19 protein-coding genes are annotated in these 17,783 nt (G+C 66.7%); 12 read left to right on the plus strand and 7 right to left on the minus strand.

The features are described 5' to 3' along the window. Positions 1–3: 3 nt before the first annotated feature. From GTV32_RS19105 to GTV32_RS19135, 7 genes are all read left to right on the plus strand, one after another. Complete coding sequence (locus GTV32_RS19105; RefSeq protein ID WP_161061641.1) at positions 4–762, plus strand: SDR family oxidoreductase; 759 nt, start codon at positions 4–6, stop codon at positions 760–762. Between the two features lie 4 nt (positions 763–766). Beyond that, positions 767–1,222 (plus strand): Rrf2 family transcriptional regulator, encoded by a 456-nt coding sequence (locus tag GTV32_RS19110; protein WP_161061642.1) that lies wholly within the window; start codon positions 767–769, stop codon positions 1,220–1,222. A gap of 162 nt (positions 1,223–1,384) precedes the next feature. After that, entirely contained in the window at positions 1,385–2,842 is a 1,458-nt protein-coding gene (locus GTV32_RS19115) for an NAD(P)/FAD-dependent oxidoreductase (protein ID WP_161061643.1), read from the plus strand. 45 nt (positions 2,843–2,887) lie between these two features. Next, positions 2,888–3,394 (plus strand): cupin domain-containing protein, encoded by a 507-nt coding sequence (locus GTV32_RS19120; protein WP_161061644.1) that lies wholly within the window; start codon positions 2,888–2,890, stop codon positions 3,392–3,394. A gap of 94 nt (positions 3,395–3,488) precedes the next feature. Continuing rightward, the gene (locus GTV32_RS19125) at positions 3,489–4,775 is read left to right on the plus strand and encodes a benzoate/H(+) symporter BenE family transporter (RefSeq protein ID WP_161061645.1); all 1,287 of its coding nucleotides are present in this window, start codon (positions 3,489–3,491) and stop codon (positions 4,773–4,775) included. Between the two features lie 96 nt (positions 4,776–4,871). Further along, entirely contained in the window at positions 4,872–5,330 is a 459-nt protein-coding gene (locus GTV32_RS19130) for a polyketide cyclase (RefSeq protein ID WP_161061646.1), read from the plus strand. Positions 5,331–5,418: 88 nt separating this feature from the next. After that, a complete protein-coding gene (locus GTV32_RS19135; RefSeq protein WP_161061647.1) occupies positions 5,419–6,042 on the plus strand; it encodes a lysozyme in 624 nt (207 codons plus the stop codon). A 32-nt stretch (positions 6,043–6,074) separates the two neighbouring features. Here the strand turns inward: GTV32_RS19135 and GTV32_RS19140 are convergent, their stop codons facing one another. Then, complete coding sequence (locus GTV32_RS19140) at positions 6,075–6,623, minus strand: maleylpyruvate isomerase N-terminal domain-containing protein (RefSeq protein WP_161061648.1); 549 nt, start codon at positions 6,621–6,623, stop codon at positions 6,075–6,077. A 45-nt stretch (positions 6,624–6,668) separates the two neighbouring features. Between GTV32_RS19140 and GTV32_RS19145 the strand changes: the two genes are divergently transcribed. From GTV32_RS19145 to GTV32_RS19165, 5 genes are all read left to right on the plus strand, one after another. Continuing rightward, entirely contained in the window at positions 6,669–7,124 is a 456-nt protein-coding gene (locus GTV32_RS19145; RefSeq protein ID WP_161061649.1) for a MarR family transcriptional regulator, read from the plus strand. A gap of 90 nt (positions 7,125–7,214) precedes the next feature. Continuing rightward, positions 7,215–8,753, plus strand: a complete 1,539-nt coding sequence (locus tag GTV32_RS19150; protein WP_161061650.1) for an AMP-binding protein — start codon at positions 7,215–7,217, stop codon at positions 8,751–8,753. Positions 8,754–8,942: 189 nt separating this feature from the next. Continuing rightward, positions 8,943–10,610 (plus strand): hypothetical protein, encoded by a 1,668-nt coding sequence (locus GTV32_RS19155; RefSeq protein ID WP_161061651.1) that lies wholly within the window; start codon positions 8,943–8,945, stop codon positions 10,608–10,610. A gap of 11 nt (positions 10,611–10,621) precedes the next feature. Continuing rightward, complete coding sequence (locus tag GTV32_RS19160) at positions 10,622–11,290, plus strand: hypothetical protein (RefSeq protein ID WP_161061652.1); 669 nt, start codon at positions 10,622–10,624, stop codon at positions 11,288–11,290. A 92-nt stretch (positions 11,291–11,382) separates the two neighbouring features. Next, entirely contained in the window at positions 11,383–11,805 is a 423-nt protein-coding gene (locus GTV32_RS19165) for a nitroreductase/quinone reductase family protein (protein ID WP_161061653.1), read from the plus strand. Between the two features lie 296 nt (positions 11,806–12,101). On the opposite strand, the gene GTV32_RS19170 is transcribed toward GTV32_RS19165, so the two are convergent. The 6 genes from GTV32_RS19170 to GTV32_RS19195 form a co-directional block, all read right to left on the minus strand. Beyond that, the gene (locus GTV32_RS19170; RefSeq protein ID WP_237421953.1) at positions 12,102–12,308 is read right to left on the minus strand and encodes a hypothetical protein; all 207 of its coding nucleotides are present in this window, start codon (positions 12,306–12,308) and stop codon (positions 12,102–12,104) included. Next, a complete protein-coding gene (locus GTV32_RS19175) occupies positions 12,245–12,706 on the minus strand; it encodes a TetR/AcrR family transcriptional regulator (protein WP_161061654.1) in 462 nt (153 codons plus the stop codon). The genes GTV32_RS19170 and GTV32_RS19175 overlap by 64 nt, the downstream gene beginning before the upstream one ends. 64 nt (positions 12,707–12,770) lie before the next feature. Beyond that, entirely contained in the window at positions 12,771–14,855 is a 2,085-nt protein-coding gene (locus tag GTV32_RS19180; RefSeq protein WP_161061655.1) for an acetate--CoA ligase family protein, read from the minus strand. Further along, positions 14,852–15,643 carry an enoyl-CoA hydratase-related protein gene (locus GTV32_RS19185; RefSeq protein ID WP_161061656.1) on the minus strand — a complete coding sequence of 264 codons (792 nt, stop codon included), beginning with the start codon at positions 15,641–15,643 and terminating at the stop codon, positions 14,852–14,854. Before GTV32_RS19185 ends, GTV32_RS19180 begins: the two co-directional genes overlap by 4 nt. Continuing rightward, entirely contained in the window at positions 15,633–16,556 is a 924-nt protein-coding gene (locus GTV32_RS19190) for an acyl-CoA dehydrogenase family protein (RefSeq protein ID WP_161061657.1), read from the minus strand. Before GTV32_RS19190 ends, GTV32_RS19185 begins: the two co-directional genes overlap by 11 nt. Beyond that, positions 16,553–17,707, minus strand: coding sequence for an acyl-CoA dehydrogenase family protein (locus GTV32_RS19195; protein ID WP_161061658.1), 1,155 nt, complete (start codon positions 17,705–17,707; stop codon positions 16,553–16,555). Before GTV32_RS19195 ends, GTV32_RS19190 begins: the two co-directional genes overlap by 4 nt. Positions 17,708–17,783 lie beyond the last annotated feature (76 nt).

The raw sequence follows: 17,783 nt of genomic DNA on the forward strand, positions 1-17,783 counted from the left end.
GACATGAAGGTCGTCATTTTCGGCAACGGGCTCATCGGTGGTCAGGTCGAGGCGAAGATCGCCGCGGCGGGCCACGACGTGGTGGCGCTGGGGCGCAGTTCGGGCGTGGACACGACCACCGGTGACGGAGTCGCGGAAGCGGTCGCGGGGGCCGACGTCGTCGTCGACCTCACCAACTCGCCGTCGTGGCGCGACGACGACGTCCTGGCGTTCTTCCGGGACTCGACGCAGCATCTGCTCGCCGCGGAACAGGCCGCCGGCGTCGGGCACCACGTGATCTTGTCGATCGTCGGCGCCGACCGGCTCACCGACGCGGGGTACATGCGCGCGAAGCTCGCCCAGGTGGAGATGGTGCAGGCAGGCCCGATCCCGTACTCGATCGTGCGGTCGACGCAGTTCTTCGAATTCGTCGCCGGGATCGCCGATGCGGGGGCCCGTGGCGACGTCGTACATGCAACGCCGGCGCATCTGCAGCCGATCGCCTCGCGCGACGTGGTGGGCCGGGTCAGCGAGATCGTCGTCGGGACGCCGGTCGACGGAACGGTCGAGATCGCGGGTCCCGAGGCGATCGGCATCGACGAACTGGTCCGGCGGCTGTTCGCGACGACCGGCGATCCGCGAACCGTGCAGACCGATCCCGAGGCGGGCTATTTCGGCGCGATGCTCGACGATGCGGCACTGGTGCCCACTCCGGGTGCGGATGCATGGATCGCGCCGACGACATTCGACGACTGGCTCGAGACCGGTGCGCCGATAGGGTGAGGCCATGAAGCTCTCGACCGGCGTGGAGTGGTCACTTCACTGCTGCGTGGTGCTGAGCCAGGCCGACCGTCCGGTACCTGCGGCCCGGCTCGCGGAGTTGCACGGTGTCTCCAAGACATACCTTGCGAAACACCTGCAGTCGTTGGCGCGGGCGAACCTGATCGTGCCCGCCGAGGGACGCGACGGCGGATACGCACTCACCCGCGGCCCCGGCGCCATCACGGTGCTCGACGTGGTCCAGGCTGTCGACGGCACGCAGCCGGCGTTCCGATGTACCGAGATCCGTCAGCAGGGCATTCTCGCAGCGCCGCCGGAACAGTGCGTCTCCGCGTGCGGCATCGCAAAGGTGATGGCCGCCGCCGAGCAGGCCTGGCGAGCGTCGCTGTCGGGCGTGACCATCGCGGATCTTGCTGCAACACTTGACATCAACCAATTGAAGAACATCCTGGCGGCCTCCTGACCGACCGGCGACCGGCATCGAGATGTACGGTTCGCCGTCGCGCGGGTTGTTCGCTACTCTGGGGATGCGACTGGCGAGGCCGGAATCAACCGGCGTGGAGCGCAACTGTCAGAGGCATCGTCCGCCTGGGTGTCCCGGAGAACTCTCCTGGAGGACAGCTGCATGAACGACGACACACCCACCGACGAGACACCCATCGATGCGCCGACCCGCGAGCGCGGCGAAAACGCACGTCATCGCGTGGTCATCATCGGCTCGGGGTTCGGCGGACTCACCGCGGCGCGACAACTGGCAAAGGCCGACGTCGATGTCACCGTGATCGCGCGGACCACCCACCATCTCTTCCAGCCACTGCTCTATCAGGTCGCCACCGGACTGATCTCCGAAGGTCAGATCGCACCTGCGTTACGCGTGGTGTTGCGCAAACAGAGCAACACCACGGTGGTCCTCGGCGAGGTGGAGACCATCGACCTTGAGCGGCGCAGTGTGACGTCGCGGCTGCTGGAGCGCGTCACCGAGACGTCGTTCGACAGTCTGATCGTCGCCGCGGGTGCCGATCAGTCGTACTTCGGCAACGATCGGTTCGCGGAGTACGCGCCCGGATTGAAGACCATCGACGACGCGCTCGAATTGCGCGGACGCATCCTCGGCGCCTTCGAACAGGCCGAACTCTCCGACGACCCGGACGAACGCGCACGTCTGCTCACCTTTGTGGTGGTCGGCGCGGGGGCGACCGGTGTGGAGATGGCCGGGCAGATCGCCGAGATGGCGACAAAGACGCTGCGGGGGTCGTTCCGCAACATCGACCCGACCGAGTCGCGGGTGATCCTCCTGGACGCCGCGCCTGCCGTGCTTCCGCCCTACGGCGGCAAGCTGAGCCGCCGCGCCGCGAAGCGTCTGGCCAAGAACGGGGTGGAGATCCAGCTCGGGGCCATGGTCGTCGACATGGACTATCACGGCCTGGTCGTGAAAGACCAGGACGGCACCACACGGCGGATCGAGAGCCAGTGCAAGGTGTGGTCGGCAGGCGTCGCGGCGAGCCCGCTGGGGCGTCAGCTGGCCGAGCAGAGCGACGTCGAACTCGACCGCGCCGGGCGGGTGAAGGTCGAGCCCGACCTCACCGTGACCGGGCATCCGAACGTCTTCGTCGTCGGCGACCTGATGGCGGTCGACGGCGTGCCCGGGATGGCCCAGGGCGCGATCCAGGGCGCGAAGTACGCGACCTCGGCCATCCAGGCGGGGCTGCGCGGCGCCGACCCGACGGCCCGTAAGCCGTTCTCGTACTGGGACAAGGGCTCGATGGCGACGATTGCCCGCTACAGTGCGGTCGCGAAGATCCCCATCCCGGGCACATCGCGCAGCATCGAGTTCTCGGGCTTCGTCGCGTGGCTGGGATGGTTGTTCCTGCACCTGCTGTATCTGGTGGGATTCCGCAATCGGTTCACGACGCTCGTCGACTGGTTCTTCGCCTTCACCAGCCGCAGTCGCACCCAGCTGGCCATCACCGAACAGCAGGTCTTCGCGCGCAACGCGATCGGTGTCCTCGAGAGCCTGGAACGGTCGGATCGCACAGCGGCGCCCGACCGTGCCCCACGGGTGGAGGAACGGCAGAGTGCATAGCGCATAGCGCGCACGCGCGCCCCCGGTCGGCGGTAAGGTCCGGTGATGAAGCAGCTGATCCGGGCACTCGTCGGTGTGATCGCGTTGACGGTCGTGGGCGGGCTTCTTCCCGCGCAGGCGACAGCGACTCCGTCGTCCGGGATTTCGGCGGTCACTCTCGCCGAAGGTGACATCCCCGCGGGGCTCCTGCCGTTCGTTCCCGCGGGCGTGCACGTCGCGGTCCGGGAGATCACCGTCGCGCCGGGCGGGACCACCGGCTGGCACTATCACGACGGTGACCTGATCGGTCTGGTCCGCTCCGGCACCCTCACCCACCCCGGACCCGATTGCGTGGCGACGGTCTACGGGCCCGGCGAGATCATCCGGGAGCCGCGCGGACAGGCCAACACTCACGTCGGTCGCAACCTGGGTGCGACGGCTGTGGTTCTCGACGTGCTGTACCTGATACCGCTGGGCAAACCACTGTCGGAGGATGCGCCCGCCCCGGGTGCGACGGAGCGTAGCGATCTGGCCTCGATTGATCGCTTCTGTCGATCAATGGGGCGAATCTGAGTCTTTCTCGTAGAACAATCGTCGCCCTACGATCGGACATCGGCCACCACGCGCCGTGTCACAGCAGGCCGGCGGGACGAGGAGATCTCACGTCATGTCCGCCCCCGAGTCAGTTGCGGAGACCGCCGAGGAGGCTCCGTCGGCCAGCGCCGTCATCGAGCGTCCGAGCGGTCGACTGCTGCGTCCGCGCGACGTACTCCGCGACCTCGGCGGCACCTACGTCGTCAACGGTGTCGTCGGGCTGATCTTCTCCGCGTCCGGCCCGGTCGCGGTGATCCTGGCGGCCGGTGCGGCCGGCAAGCTCGACGCCGACGTGTTGTCGTCGTGGATCTTCGGCGTGTTCGTGTTGAACGGCATCCTGACGCTCATCGCGAGCTGGGTGTACCGCATGCCGCTGGCGTTCGCGTGGACGATCCCCGGCACGGTCTTGGTCGGCGCCTCCCTGAAACACCTTTCCTGGGCGGAGGTGCTGGGAGCGTTCCTTGTCTCCGGTGTGCTGATCCTGGTCATCGGTTCGACCGGACGGGTGCGAAAGGTCATGTCTGCCTTGCCGACACCGATCGTGATGGCGATGGTGGCCGGTGTCTTCTTACAGTTCGGCATCGACGTGGTGCGCTCGGTCGGCGCGGATCCCATTGTGGCGCTGCCGATCGTGGTCGCCTTCTTCCTCCTGCAATGTCACGGCACGCTGTCGCGCTGGATGCCGCCGATCATCGGTGCCTGCCTGGCGGGTGCGGTGGCCGTCGCGGTGAGCGGCAAGTTCCACCTCGGGCACGAGACGACGTCGTGGCTGGCCACCCCGATGGTGCAGACTCCTGAATTCAGCGTCCGTGCCTTGCTGGAGCTGGTGGTCCCGTTGGTGATCACCGTGATCGTCGTGCAGAACGGTCAAGGAGTCGCGGTCCTGAAGTCGGCGGGCCATCAGGCGCCGGTCAACGTCGTCACGATCGCCTGCGGTGTGTGGTCGATGCTGTCGGCGGCGGTGGGTGCGATCTCGAGCTGTCTCGCCGGCCCCACCAATGCGTTGCTGGTCGCAGGCGGGGAACGGAAACGGCAGTACACCGCGGCACTCACGTTCGGCGTGCTCGCCATCATGGTGGGGCTGTTCGCCCCACTCTTCGTCGCGCTGATGAACGCCATGCCCGCCGCGTTCATCGCCACCGTCGGTGGGCTGGCGCTGCTGGGCGCTCTGCAGAACGCCTTCCGATCGGCGTTCGGTTCGGGATTCACGATGGGCGCACTCGTGACGTTCCTCGTCTCCATCTCGGATCTCAGCTTCCTGAACATCGGTTCGGCGTTCTGGGGATTGATCGCCGGGCTCGCGGTGTCACGCCTGGTGGAGCGGGACGACTTCCGGGCCGTGCGGGCAACGCGAGGGTAGGCAACCTGCAGAACGACTCGGCCCTGGCCGGAGAGCCGATACCGTGGACGCTGTGGCTTCCGACGTGGTCACGATGCGACCAGAGGAGTTTCGGCGATGAGTGAACGGTTCGAGGTGGCCAGGGTGATCGAGGCCGACAAGGCGGAGATATTCGCGCTGTTGTGTTCGCCTGCGGGGCATGTCGCGATCGACAGCTCGGGGATGCTGCAGAGTGCCGAGGGCGCATCTGTGCAGGCGGTCGGCGACGAGTTCCTCGTCCACATGGACCGCGAGTCGCTGAATGACCGGCCGATGGGCAAATACGATGTCCGCGTGATCATCACCGGCTTCGACCGGGATCGGTGGGTCGAATGGTCGATCGCCGGAATGGTCCGCCCTCCGTTGGATCACCGGTACGGGTACCGACTGGACCCGGTGGACGGCGGCACGCGCGTGACCTCGTATTACGACTGGAGCCGAGTTCGCGATGAGGCTCGCGGTGTCTTCCCGATCCTCCCGGAAGCGGCGATCCGGGCAACGCTCGGAATCCTCGCGCGCACTGTCGAGACGGGTTGACCAGCGAATACCTTTGCGCCGCAAGTCTCTTGATCAGCCAGATCACCCCCTCTCGGATTCACTGCGTGGTGTACGTACACTCCGGAACATGTCGAGACTTGCACCTCTGCCGCGGCCGATCCCACTCGCGATGACGCGGCGTCTCCTCGCGGCGTCGATGGTTCTCGCCGTCTCCGTGGTCGGCGCCGTTCTCGGTGTTGCCCGACCCGCATCGCCTGCCCATGCGGACATCGTCCTCGGTGGGCATTCGGTGGGCGGCAAGATCGGGGACGCGTACATCTTCAGCGGTGGAATCCTCAAGTGGGGACTGCCGACCGGCGCCGAGCACGCGGCGGCCAAGGGCGGACGATTTCAGAACTTCAAGCGCGATGCGTCGTTCTACTGGCATCCGTCGGTCGGTGGTGGCAATGCGCATGAGGTGGGCGGAGCCATCCGCCAGCGGTGGTACGCCTCGGGAGCCGAACGCGGTCCGATGGGTTATCCCACCAGTAGTGAGCTCTCGGTGGGCAGTGGTCTCCTGAACAACTTCCAGGGCGGCGTCATCTGCTTCAGCGATTCGGGCGGGGTTCAGGTCGTCCGCGGTGGAATCCTGAAGAAGTGGCAGGCCCAGAAGAGCGCCGGCGGCTACTACGGAGTGCCGCTCGGCGGTCAGTACAAGGTCGGCGGACGCTATGCCCAGGACTTCCAGAACGGCACGATCTTCTGGCCGTGATGCCCGGTCGGTTCCACGCGATCGGCCGACTGCTACGCGGCCCGGTCGGGGCGGCGGCCGAGTAGCCCGAGAGCCCGGTGCCAGGCGTCGCCGCTCTCGATCGCGAGGACCGGTGCGAACACCGCGTCGTCGCCTCGGTCGGTAGGGATCCGTTCCGCCTGCGCGACGACGAGGTCCACGATGTCGGGTGATGGTCGATATGCGTTCCCGACGGCGTCCCACACGTGCACGGCCAGGTCGAGCGTGTGAATCGCCAGCACCACCTCGAGTGGGATCGCCTCCTGCCGGATCTCGATCAACCGCACCTGATCGGCGGGGTCGCCGTCGATGGCTGCGGTCAGTGCGGCTCGGGACTCGCCCCATAGCGTGCGGGGTTTTGGCAGGTAGGCGGACCGGTCGGCATCGCCGTCGGTGATCGCGGCCGCAAAACCGAAGTTCTGTCCGACCATGTGGCAGAGCAGATCTTCGATTGTCCAGCCCGCACAGTGGCTCGGTGCGGGCATCATCGTTGGGGTGAGTGCGCGGATCGTGTCGTCGGCATCGGCGAGCGCACGGCGATGGAGTTGTTCGATGGGGGTCATCTGCTAATCATCTACCACGGTAGATTATTAGGGAAGGGGTAGCGCATGGCGGGCGATGAGCTCGAGATGGATCTCGGTGCCGCGGCCGGTGCGCTCGCCCGGGCGATGGTGGCCGCCGAGAAGCCGATACTGGACGAGGCCGGTCTGTCGATGTGGGAGTACGTGGTGCTCGATGCGCTCGTCGACGCCACTGCAATCTCTCAAACGGAACTGTCGCGCCGGACGCGGCGGGACCCGACCAGGCTCGGACACCTGCTCGACGAGCTGACCGAACGTGGATTGGTCGAGCGCGCCCGCTCGACCGACCGCAGACGGGTAACTGTGTCGATGACGCCCGCGGGCCGCCGATCACATGGCGGGGTGAAGCAGCGAATCCGTGCCATGGAGGAGTCGTTCCTGCGTTCGGCCGTGGGCGATGCCGGCGGGTCGACCGCGCGGGCGTTGCTCAGCAGGCTCGGTCGGGCGGCACGGGATCTCGGCGGTCCGGGATCAGACGTCTGACCGGGGGATCCGAGTTAGGGCCGGATCCGTGTGCACGGGCGTTTGGTCGACATGCGACGGAGGCCGAAGGTCGCGGAGTACAAACAGATCATGACCGACAACGCCGTCATCGAGATCAGCCGCGACCACAACCCGTTCGGTCAGGACGGAGTGGAGCCCGACGCCACCGGGGTGCTTCGATACACCGACGTCCCGGCAACGCTCATCGACGTTCTCCGGGACCGCGCCGTTGCGCAGCCGGACGTCGAGGCGGTTGTCGAACTCGGAGGTCGCCGCCTCACCTACGCGGAACTCTGGGACGCGGCCGCGCGTGTCGCCGGCGGGCTGCGTGCCCGGGGTGTCGGGAAGGGGGATCGTGTCTCGGTCCGCTACGCGGCGGGCGTCGACTGGGTACTCGCCTTCTGGGGCACCGTGCTGTCGGGCGGGATCGCCGTCGCGGTGAACACCCGATCGGCCGAACCAGAGGTGGCGTTCGTCCTCGAGAACGCCGGCGTCACTCTGGACCTGGCGCCGGGCACCCCGCTTCCGGATGGTGAACCGTACACGGTCGACGGCGCGACGGCGGGTGACGTGGCGGCGTTCTTCTACACGTCGGGCACCACCGGCAGGCCCAAGGGTGTTCCCACCACACACGAGGCCTTTGTCACCAACGCCGAGAACATGATTCGCTGTTCCGGCCTTTCCCGTGACGTGGGCGCGGACTACCGAACGCTGATCTCGGTGCCGCTGTTCCATGTGACCGGCTGCAACTCTCAGCTCCTCGTCGCCGCCTATGTCGGCGGGACAGCCGTGATCATGCCGCAGCTCGACGTCGCCACCCTGGTCGACGTGCTGGTAGCCGAGCGGATCGGTTACATGGTCACCGTGCCGGCGGTGTACGCACTGTTGCTCCGCCACCCGGCGTTCGCGGACGCGGATGTGTCCGGGGTGCGCGTGGTCGGGTATGGGGGCGCGCCGATCGCGCCGTCGACAGTGCAGGATCTCCAGTCGGCGTTCAGCGAGGCCACCGTCATGAACGGGTACGGGATGACCGAGACCGCCTCTCTGGTAACAGTTTTGCCGGACCAGGATGCCGCCGAACATGCCGATTCGGTCGGTTACGCGGTGCCGTCGGTGGACATCGGCATCGTGCCGATCTCCGACGACCCGACGATCGGCGAGCTCGTCGTGCGGGGAGCAAATGTCACGAACGGCTATTGGGAGCGACCGGACGCCGACGCCGAGACGATCGTCGACGGCTGGTTGCACACCGGAGACGTGGTGCGCGTGGACGACGCCGGCCGCGTCCACATCGTCGACCGGATCAAGGACATCATCAACCGAGGCGGCGAGAACGTGTCGAGCATCGAGGTCGAGGCCGTGCTCGTCTCGGCTCCCGGTGTGGTGGATGCTGCCGTGGTCCCGGTACCGGATGACGTGATGGGCGAGAAGGTGGGCGCCGTGCTGGTGTCCGAGTCCGGTGAACTCGACCTCGATGCCGTCTTGGCGCACTGCCGTCAGAACCTGGCCGACTTCAAGGTCCCACAGTTCGCGGTGGTGACGGGGGAGGTGCTACCGCGCAACGCCGGCGGGAAACTGTTGAAGAACCGGTTGCGTGGTCAGGTGCAGTGGGGTGAGCCGCTGCGGTAGGTGCGGTTCGGGCATGATCCACCGCTACCCGTTGGATGCGGCACGCAGAGGTGAATGTTCCCGGCCGGCGGATATCTTTTCGTCGGTGTCCTTTGCGTAAAGCACTTTTCGGCGCACGCACACCGCACCGCCGTCGAGCGGACCTACATTCGCAGCGAACCTGATCCACAACACGAAGGTGAGCTGACGATGCGGGATTCGAGATCGATGGCGGTTCTGATTCGCATGTTGGTCCTTGCGATTGCGGTGATGCTGATCGGTGCCCTGCCGGCGGCGCAGGCGATCGCCGCGTCTCCCAGCGGCTCAGGTGCCGGGCACTCGTCGAGTCCGGGAGATGCCAAGAGCGGCAAGAGCAAACCGTCGACATCCTCGCCCGATCGGGGTGGTGAGGCGCGCAAGATGCAGCCGCGGGCACAGCAGCCGGCGCCTCGCAACAGCGCGCCGAGTTCGCCGGGATCGCCGAGTGGTCCCGGCGTCGGTTCGCCCGGTGGCAGCAAGCCGAGCCCGGCCAAGCCGGCAAGGCCGCGCTCGTCGATACCCAAACCCGATCGCGGACCGCACAAGTATTCGCCGAACACCAAGGCCCCACAGACCACGCACAAAGATCCGTCGGACCGCGACAGCAACCGCAAGCGCGACCGCGGCAAGTCCGACCGACCCACCGGTCCGCAGCAGAATCGTGGGCCGAACAAGGTCGCCCCGAAAACCCATGCTCCCCAGGGCGGTGACGACCGTCGGGACCCTCGTCGCGGCCGAGACAGCCGTGAAACCGGGGACAGCACGAAGGACAAGCGCGACGATCGTGCCTCCGACCGGCCGGGGACCGATCCGGAAACACCGGGCCTCACGAGACAACCGCAGCGTCCGACGCTTCCTACTCGGGAGCCGTCGCCACGTGAGACGACCCCTGACGCGCCGGAACCGCCGTCGCCGGCGCCGCAGACACCGGACGCACCGCAGATGCCGGAGCGACGCGACCAGAATCCACCTGCGACGATCCTGTCGCCACCGATGAAGCAGGCGGACCCGGACGAGCCTGCGCCCAAGGCGCCGAACATCACCGGCAGGCCTGATCCGGAGGAAGGCGCTCCGGAAGCGCACGCTCCACCGAATCCTCCGGCGCAGCCGCAAGGGTGGCGCGAGTGGTGGGGGCTTCTCCACGGCATCGGGGACGTCCTCGAAGGCGGCGCCTGGGTCCTCGAGCAGTTCTTCGGGGACGACGACGAGGACTCCGCACCTCCCGCCGAGCCGCCTGCCGAGGAGTCTCCGGCACCCGACAGCGGCCCTACGGAGACCGCACCGCCGACCACCGAGCAGGCACCTCCTCCGGCTGCTCCCGAGCCGGCACAGCCCTCCGCGCCGGCTCCCTCCACGACGGCTCCCTCCACGACGACGCCGCCTCCGCCCCCGGCGGGAACCAATGGCGGCAGCGGTCGCTGGGTGCCGGAATCGACCAACGGGTGGTCGCAGGAGACCAAGGACTATCAGGAGCAGGTGACCGGCCGACCGCCGGGCACGACATACGAAATCCCCTCCAAGGACGCCAAATCGGGAAAGGTCAGTGTCGACGACGTCACACCCCCGACGGCGACCGAGAAGGAGAAGTGGACCGAGGTCAAGTACCACCGCCCCGACGTTGTCTACGACAAGGACGGGAATCTCCAGCCGTGGTCGAACGAGGCGAAGCAGATGCCCGAGCAATTGCGTAACCAGTACAACGCCGCCGCTGAGCATGACGCCGAGGTGGAATGGGTTGTCGCCGATGAGCGTCAGCGCCGCGACGTCCAGGCCGAGATCGACCGGAACGACTACGGCGACCGCATCACGGTTCGGGTGGAACCGCCGACGAAGAAGTAGGGTGACTGTTCATGGCCAAGATCGATCTGATCGGCGGCTGGGGTCCGCGGGCACAGTCCCACGCCGATATCGTCGCCGCCGGCCGCCAGATGCTCACGGCGATGCCGGACCAGCCCGTCGGTGCCTGGGTCCGCTTCGTCGAGCGGAAGGGCAGCCGGTTCATGGACGCGGTGCCCGTCGACATCGCCGATCCGACTTCGTTGGCGACTGCGATCGAATCCACCAGCCGCCGCGGCGACGAGCACGAGCTCCGGATCAACCGTCAAGATGGGCCCGAGAACTTTCCCGTGCAGATACGGGTACGGGCCGGCAGCGAGCACTCCGACAACCGGCTACTCATCGACATCGAGATGCCGGATGCGGATTCGGAGCAGGGTCGTGAGTCGATCACCGATCACATGGGAGCGATGATCTCCGCGTGGGATCCCGACTGGCTCAAGGCAGGCACCTACCCGTTCCACCTGGCCCAGAAGGACATCGGACTTGCCCCCAAGCAGATCATCCTGGGGTGGCGAACCTATCTGTCGGACCGGATTCGGTTGGACGAATCCGGTCTCGCCGATTCCGTGACGGTGACGGCCGGGCCCGAGGGAGGCCGGTACGTCACGCTGACCGGCAGTCCCACCGATCCCGACCTCGCCGATGCGGCGTCGGTACGTGGAGCGCTCGGCTACGCGTAGTCGCTGTTGGTCCGGCCGGGCTCCCGTCGCCGGCAGTTCAGGGAGAATGGCAGTGCACGTTCACTGATGTCGACAAATCAGGAGGATCGAACATGGCTGACTCGGACGACTGGAACACGCAGATCATCAAGGAGTTCCGCGAGAACAACGGGAAGGTCGGCGGACCTTTCGAGGGAGCCCCGATGGTGTTGCTGCACCACACGGGCCGTAAATCCGGAAAGCAGAGCGTGACCCCGCTGATGTACATGCCGGCCGACGGCGACTCGATGTACATCTTCGCGTCGAAGGCCGGGGCGCCCACTCACCCGGCCTGGTACTACAACCTCACCGACTCGGGCAGCGCTCGCGTCGAGCTCGGCGACGACGAGTACGACGTGGCGGTCACCGAGGTGACCGGTGAGGAGCGTGATCGCATCTACGGTGAGCAGGCCAGTCGATATCCGGGATTCGCCGAATACGAGACGAAGACCGCCGGCATCCGCACCATTCCCGTGCTCGCGCTGCGGCGGGCGTGAAGCTGTCGTAGGGCATCCTCGGCGCCCGGGAACATTCTGTCGGAGTCGTTGCGTCCAATCGGTGTTCGGCCACGAGGCCGGCAGACCTTAATCCGATCGAAGGGACCGACGATGATCATCGCAATCTACAACCTGGGTGTCGCCATCTGGAATCTCGTCGTCAGCGTCATCTGACCGCACGCGATCGACCGCTGACGCAACTGCCCGCCGACCGTGCGAAGGTCGGCGGGCATTGTTGGTGTCGTAGGTTCTCTCCGACGCTGACGGGGAGCGGTCGACCGGGCAGTGCGCGAACGTCAGTTCTCGGGCTCGTGACCGAGGCCGCGGCAGGTGAAGGACCAGTAGAGGTCGGCCAATTCGTTGAGCGACAGTTCGCCGTCGGGCCGATACCAGTCCTTCACGAGGCCGATGAAACGGAGTATGCCGAACACCACGACCTTCAGATGCTCTTGCTGCCGAAAGGTCCCCGCCGCGACCCCGTCTTCGATGATGCCGATGAACAGTGCTTGATAGTCGCGGCGAACGTCCTCGAGTTCGGCCGCATGTTCGGGGGCAGGTGATGGTTGTCGCGGCTCATCGCGAACAACGGCCCAGCGGACGGATCGACGCGCCGGACGCTGTCTCGGATCGCCTCACGGAGACGGATCTCGGCTGGTTCGTCGGATTCCGAGATCTCGCGCAACCGGTCCGTGAACTCACGCATGCCGGCCATCTGCACGCGGAAGAACACGGCCTCCTTGGTTCCGATGTGATAAAAGATGCTGCCTTTCGGCATCCCGAGGTCTTTGGCGACCGCATCGACGCTGGTGCCTCGATATCCGTTCGCGAGAAAGCTACGTGCGAAAGCGGCCTCGATATCGGCCGCCGTCGCCTTTGGGCGCTTGGCCTTCGGTGGTGTCATGCCGTCACCGCGGACATCCGATTGCTCCGTCTTCTCCTTGCACCGGTCAAGGGCCCCATGGTAGTCAATCCTGTCCCATATCCGGGCGGGCGACTCGGACCAGCCCGTCGACGGCCACCGGACCCGGTTCCCCGACTATCAGCGGATTCACGTCGACCTCGGTCACGTCGGGGCACTGTGCCATCAGCGAGCTCAGGGCGACGATCACGTCCCCGACGGCCTTGACGGTGGCGTCGTCCATGCCTCGGGGTCCCGTTGTCAATCGCCCACCACACAGCTTGCGGAGCATGCGTTCGGCGTCAGCATGGCTCACCGGCACAAGAGACATCTCGATCTCATCGAGGATCTCGACCATCACGCCCCCGAGCCCCACGAGGACCGCCGGGCCGAGCGTGCTGTCGCGGATTGCGCCGACGGTCAGTTCAAGTCCGCGGCCGACCATCTGCTGGATCACCACGGGAACGTCTCCGGTCATACCGCTCGCGGCTCGCATGTCGGCCACCGCCGCGCGAACTCCCGCAGCGTCGCGTACATCGAGCCGGATACCCCCGACTTCCGTCTTGTGCTCCGCGACGGCGGAATCCAGCTTGACCGCGACCGGGTAACCCACCGTGTCGGCTGCCTGTACGGCACTCGCCTCGTCGACGGCATCGATCTCCTGCACGACCGGAATTGTGAAACGCGACAGTAGTTCTCGGGTCTCTTCGGCGGTCAGTGTGTGATGTGTCGTTCCGTGCGCGCTGCCGTCGCCCAACAGCGGTTTCTCCGCCGAGCGCCGCGCCCGCAGATCCGCGTAGGTCTTGAGCGCGACCACCGCGTTGGCCGCCTGAACAGCATCCGGGACACACGGGATTCCGTGTCTGTTGACGGTCACGGAGTTCGCACCGGAGACCGACACGACGACCGGCTTCGTCACCTTGTCGCGCACACGCTTGATGGTGGCGAGGTTCTCGTCGAAGGTTCCCATCGCCAGCCCGCTGATGATGACCATGTCGAAGTCGTCATCGGTCACCACGGCGTCGAGGATCTCGGCAAAGCCGGCCGGATCGTTCACGGCGTTGGCGGTGTAGTCGATGGGGTTCTGCGCCGAGCCGTACTCCGGGATCAGCTTCTCTATCTGCCGTGCGGTCTCGTCACGGGTCCGCGGTAACGACAACCCGCCGGCATCGAGTGCATCGGCGATCATGATGCCGACGCCCCCCGACAGAGTCATCACCGCAACACGATCTCCGGCCGGGAACCGTCCGGCCGCCAGAGCTGCGGTCACGGTGACCAGTTCCACCGGCGACCCGGCGCGCATGATGCCTGCCCGGTCCAGGAGCGCCTGAGCGAAGCGGTCGGGCGCCGCCAACGATCCGCTGTGGCTTGCCGCGGCCCTGGCACCCGAGTCGGATACGCCGACCTTGAGCGCGACGATCGGTTTCCCGAGCTCGAGTGCGCGACGACCGGCCGTGTACAGCACCTCGGGATCGCTGAGTGCCTCGAGATAGACCATGACGGCCTGCACGTCCGGCCGCTCCACCAGTGCGGCGATCGCCTCTGCCGCACTGACATCGGCTTCGTTGCCGGTGGTGCACATGTAGGACACATGGAGGCCGAGTGCTTCTGCCGCGTGGAAGAAGACCGAGCCGAGAGCGCCACTCTGACTGACGATCCCGACCCCCGGCTGCGCCGATGGTGTCACGTCGGTCTGGAGATCCGCGAAGGTGGCCAGGACACCTGACGGGAGGCTCATGGTGCCGACACAGTTGGGGCCGATGATGCGCATGCCCGACTCCGCCGCCGCCGTACGGAGCCGGTCCTGCATGGCCTTGCCCTCGGCGCCTGATTCGGCGAATCCTGACGAGAAGACGATGGCCGCTCGGCATCCAGACGCAGCGAGTTCGTCGATTGCGTCGGGCACGAGGTTCGCAGGGAGCGCGAGTACTGCGAGATCGGGTGCCGCAGGGAGGTCGGCGATCGAGCGAGCCGCCGGATGTCCCTGCACGGTATCTCGATTCGCGTTCACGGCGTAGACGGGTCCGGCGAAATGGTCGAGGAACCGGGCGAGCACTCGCCCGCCGATGCGGGCCGGATCGTCGGACGCACCGATGACGGCCACACTGGCCGGTGTGAACAGGGCATCGAGGCTTCGGTCTGTCGGCGTCACCGGTGTGCTCCTCCGAAAGTGATGTCGCGCTTGTCGATTGCCGCCGCAACGGCCTCACGGAAGTCATCGCGGTCGAGGCTCACGAGTGCGCGGCGGGTGCCGTCGTCGTAGGCCTCACGCCACGGCCGTGTCGCGTCCATCGTCACCTGCTCCCGGATGTTGTGAACGGAGAACGGGGAGTTGCGTGCCACGCGGGCCGCTATCCGCTGGGCGGTCGCCAGGACATCGTCGCGCTCTTCGAGGTGTTGGACGATACCCAGGCGATAGGCGTCCTCACTGGTGAAGGCGTCGCCGGTCAGCAGGATCTCCAGTGCCGCCCCACGGCTGACATGCCGCTGCAACAACCACGACAGACCGGCCTCGGCCACCAGGCCGAGATTGGCGAACGGTGCAACCCATTTCGCGCCGGTGGCGGCGACCCGGATGTCGGCCTGCAAGGCGAAGGACAGCCCCACCCCGGCCACGGCGCCGTTCACCGCGGCCACGATCGGGGTGGTCATGCTCATCGGATAGTCGTACGAGGGATTCGTCTGCCTACGCACGACGTCGGCTGCGTCGAGGTGCGCCAGTTCTGCGCGGTCCTCACCGGGCCAGAAGTACCGGCCGACTCCCGTCACCACGATGCATCGGACCTCACGGTCTTCTTCGGCCTCCCGTAAGAGACCGAAGAGCCGTTGCCGCATGGCGGGTGTCGTCGCGTTGTGACGGTCCGGGCGGTTGAGTGTCAGGGTCCGCACCAGGCCATCCTGGCTGCTCAGGACGAGGTCCTCGGTGTTGTCAGGCGACATTTTCGGCAACCGCCGCTGGTGTCGGTTCGGCGAGACGGGACGCGGTGACGCGACGGGCATGGGCGTTCATGCCGCCGAGTTCCCGTTGCAGGCCGACCAGTCGACGCGTGTGCCGGACGAGCCCGTGTTCGGTGGTGATACCGATCCCGCCGGTCACCTGATGGGTGTTCTCGTACACCTGGACAGCGGCCATGCAGGCGTAGGTTGCGGCACATGCGGCCAGGTAGTCGTCGTCCGCCCAGGCGGCATGCCGCGCCAGCCAGCTCGTTCCCTCGGCGAAGACCTGGGCGCGGGCCAGCCGGTGCTGGACTGCCTGGAACGAGCCGAGGGGACGTCCGAAAGCGATGCGCTGGGAGACATAGGGCACGGTCAACGAGATCGCACCTGCCATCGCGCCTGCCGCTTCGGCGGCCATGGCGATGCGCCATCGTCGAGCCACGGCAGCCGCCTGCGCCGCGGGGAGCGGGGTCGAATTGTTGATCTCGACGCGCGCCACCGGTGTACCGACGCCCTCTGCGAGCGGCGTGATGGTCGCCTGATCCCTGTGTGCCACAAACGCATCGTCGCCGTCGACCCCGACGAACACGTCCGCCGCAGTTCCATACCGCACCAGCGAGCGGCGTCCTTCGACCAATCCGACGACGACGGGATCGTCACCCAGTCCGCAGACGTCGCCGACCAGGAGCCGGGCGCCGACCGGGGCCAGCACGCCCGATCGTGAGATGGCTTCGGTGACCAGTGCGGCCTCGAGTGGTCCCGCGGTGGAGGCGAGGTCGAGGAACCCGCCGTCCGACAGTGCGGTGATGGCACGCCGGGCCTGGTCATCGTCGCTCACATCGGTGGTTGCGCGACGGACCGCGTTGACCGCCGCGTCGACGATGTCGGCCTGGTCCTGGGTCATCGTGAGTTTCATGCCGGACGTCCTTCCTTGGGCAGTTGCAGAGTCTGCTTGGCGATGAGGTTGAACTGGATCTCGATGGCGCCGGCGGCGATGGGACTCGCTGTCATGCTGACCATCGAGCGCCCGGCGATCGAATCGGGATCGAGCGACTCCATCCCGGATATCTCGTGGATCGCCCAGCCGACCGCGGGTTCGAGGAGTCCCAGCGCTGCCTGCCCGACCGGCGCGATGGTGCGTGCCTTGCCGTGTTCGGTGTTCTCGCGCTCGTCGATGGCGAGGAAGTTGAGCACTTTTGTGGCCTCGGCCATCGCATAGGCGCGGCCCGCCGTTGCCGACACGTCCGGATTCGTGGGATCGACGTCGGGGTGTTCGAGGAGTGTGTCGAGACGCCGGAACGCATTCTCGTGCGTGACCCATCCCGCCCGCTCGTTCGCCAGCACCGTCATGATGGTCTGCCAGCCCTTGTTCTCGGGTCCCAGCCGGCAGCTCTCCGGTACCCGCACGTCGGTGAAGAACACCTCGTGCACCAGATGAGCGGCGTAGGGTGACGGGATCTCGCGGACTTCGATGCCCGGGGTGTCCATGGGCACCAGGAAGATCGAGATGCCCGCATGTCGTTCGGCCTTGGGATCGGTCCGGCACAAGAGGAAGCAGAATTCCGCCCGGTGGGCGTAGGACGTCCAGCACTTCTGGCCGTTGATCACATAATCGTCGCCGTCGCGGACGGCGGCGGTGCGCATGGAGGCGAGGTCCGAGCCGGCATCCGGCTCGGAAAAGCCTTGGCACCACAGCACATTCCCCTTGCCGATACGCGACAGGTGATAGTCCTTCTGCTCCTGGGTGCCGGCGTAGATGATCGCCGGTCCGATCCAGTTGACGTTCATGTACTGGGGTCCGCGCGGCTCGCCGCTGCCCCACGCCTCTTCCCCGAGGATCGCCTGTTCCCAGCCCGATGCCGAGCGTCCGCCGTACTCCTCCGGCCAGTGCGGTGTGAGGAGCTGTTCGTCGGCGAGTGCCTGGCAGAACGCGATCGAATCGTCACGGTCCTTGATGGTGGGCATGTCACGGTCGTGATGGGTCCAACCGGGCCGCGCGTGGGTGGCGAACGCTTCTTGGATCCGAGTGCGAAATTCTTCCTCGGCTTTCGTCCATCCGAACTCCATGGCTCTCCTTGGTGCAAGTGCGCGCCTGATTGGCGAGATGCGTGAATAAGCTTTGCGCGCAACGGAATAATTCCAG

This window comes from Gordonia sp. SID5947 (assembly GCF_009862785.1).
Lineage (GTDB): Bacteria > Actinomycetota > Actinomycetes > Mycobacteriales > Mycobacteriaceae > Gordonia.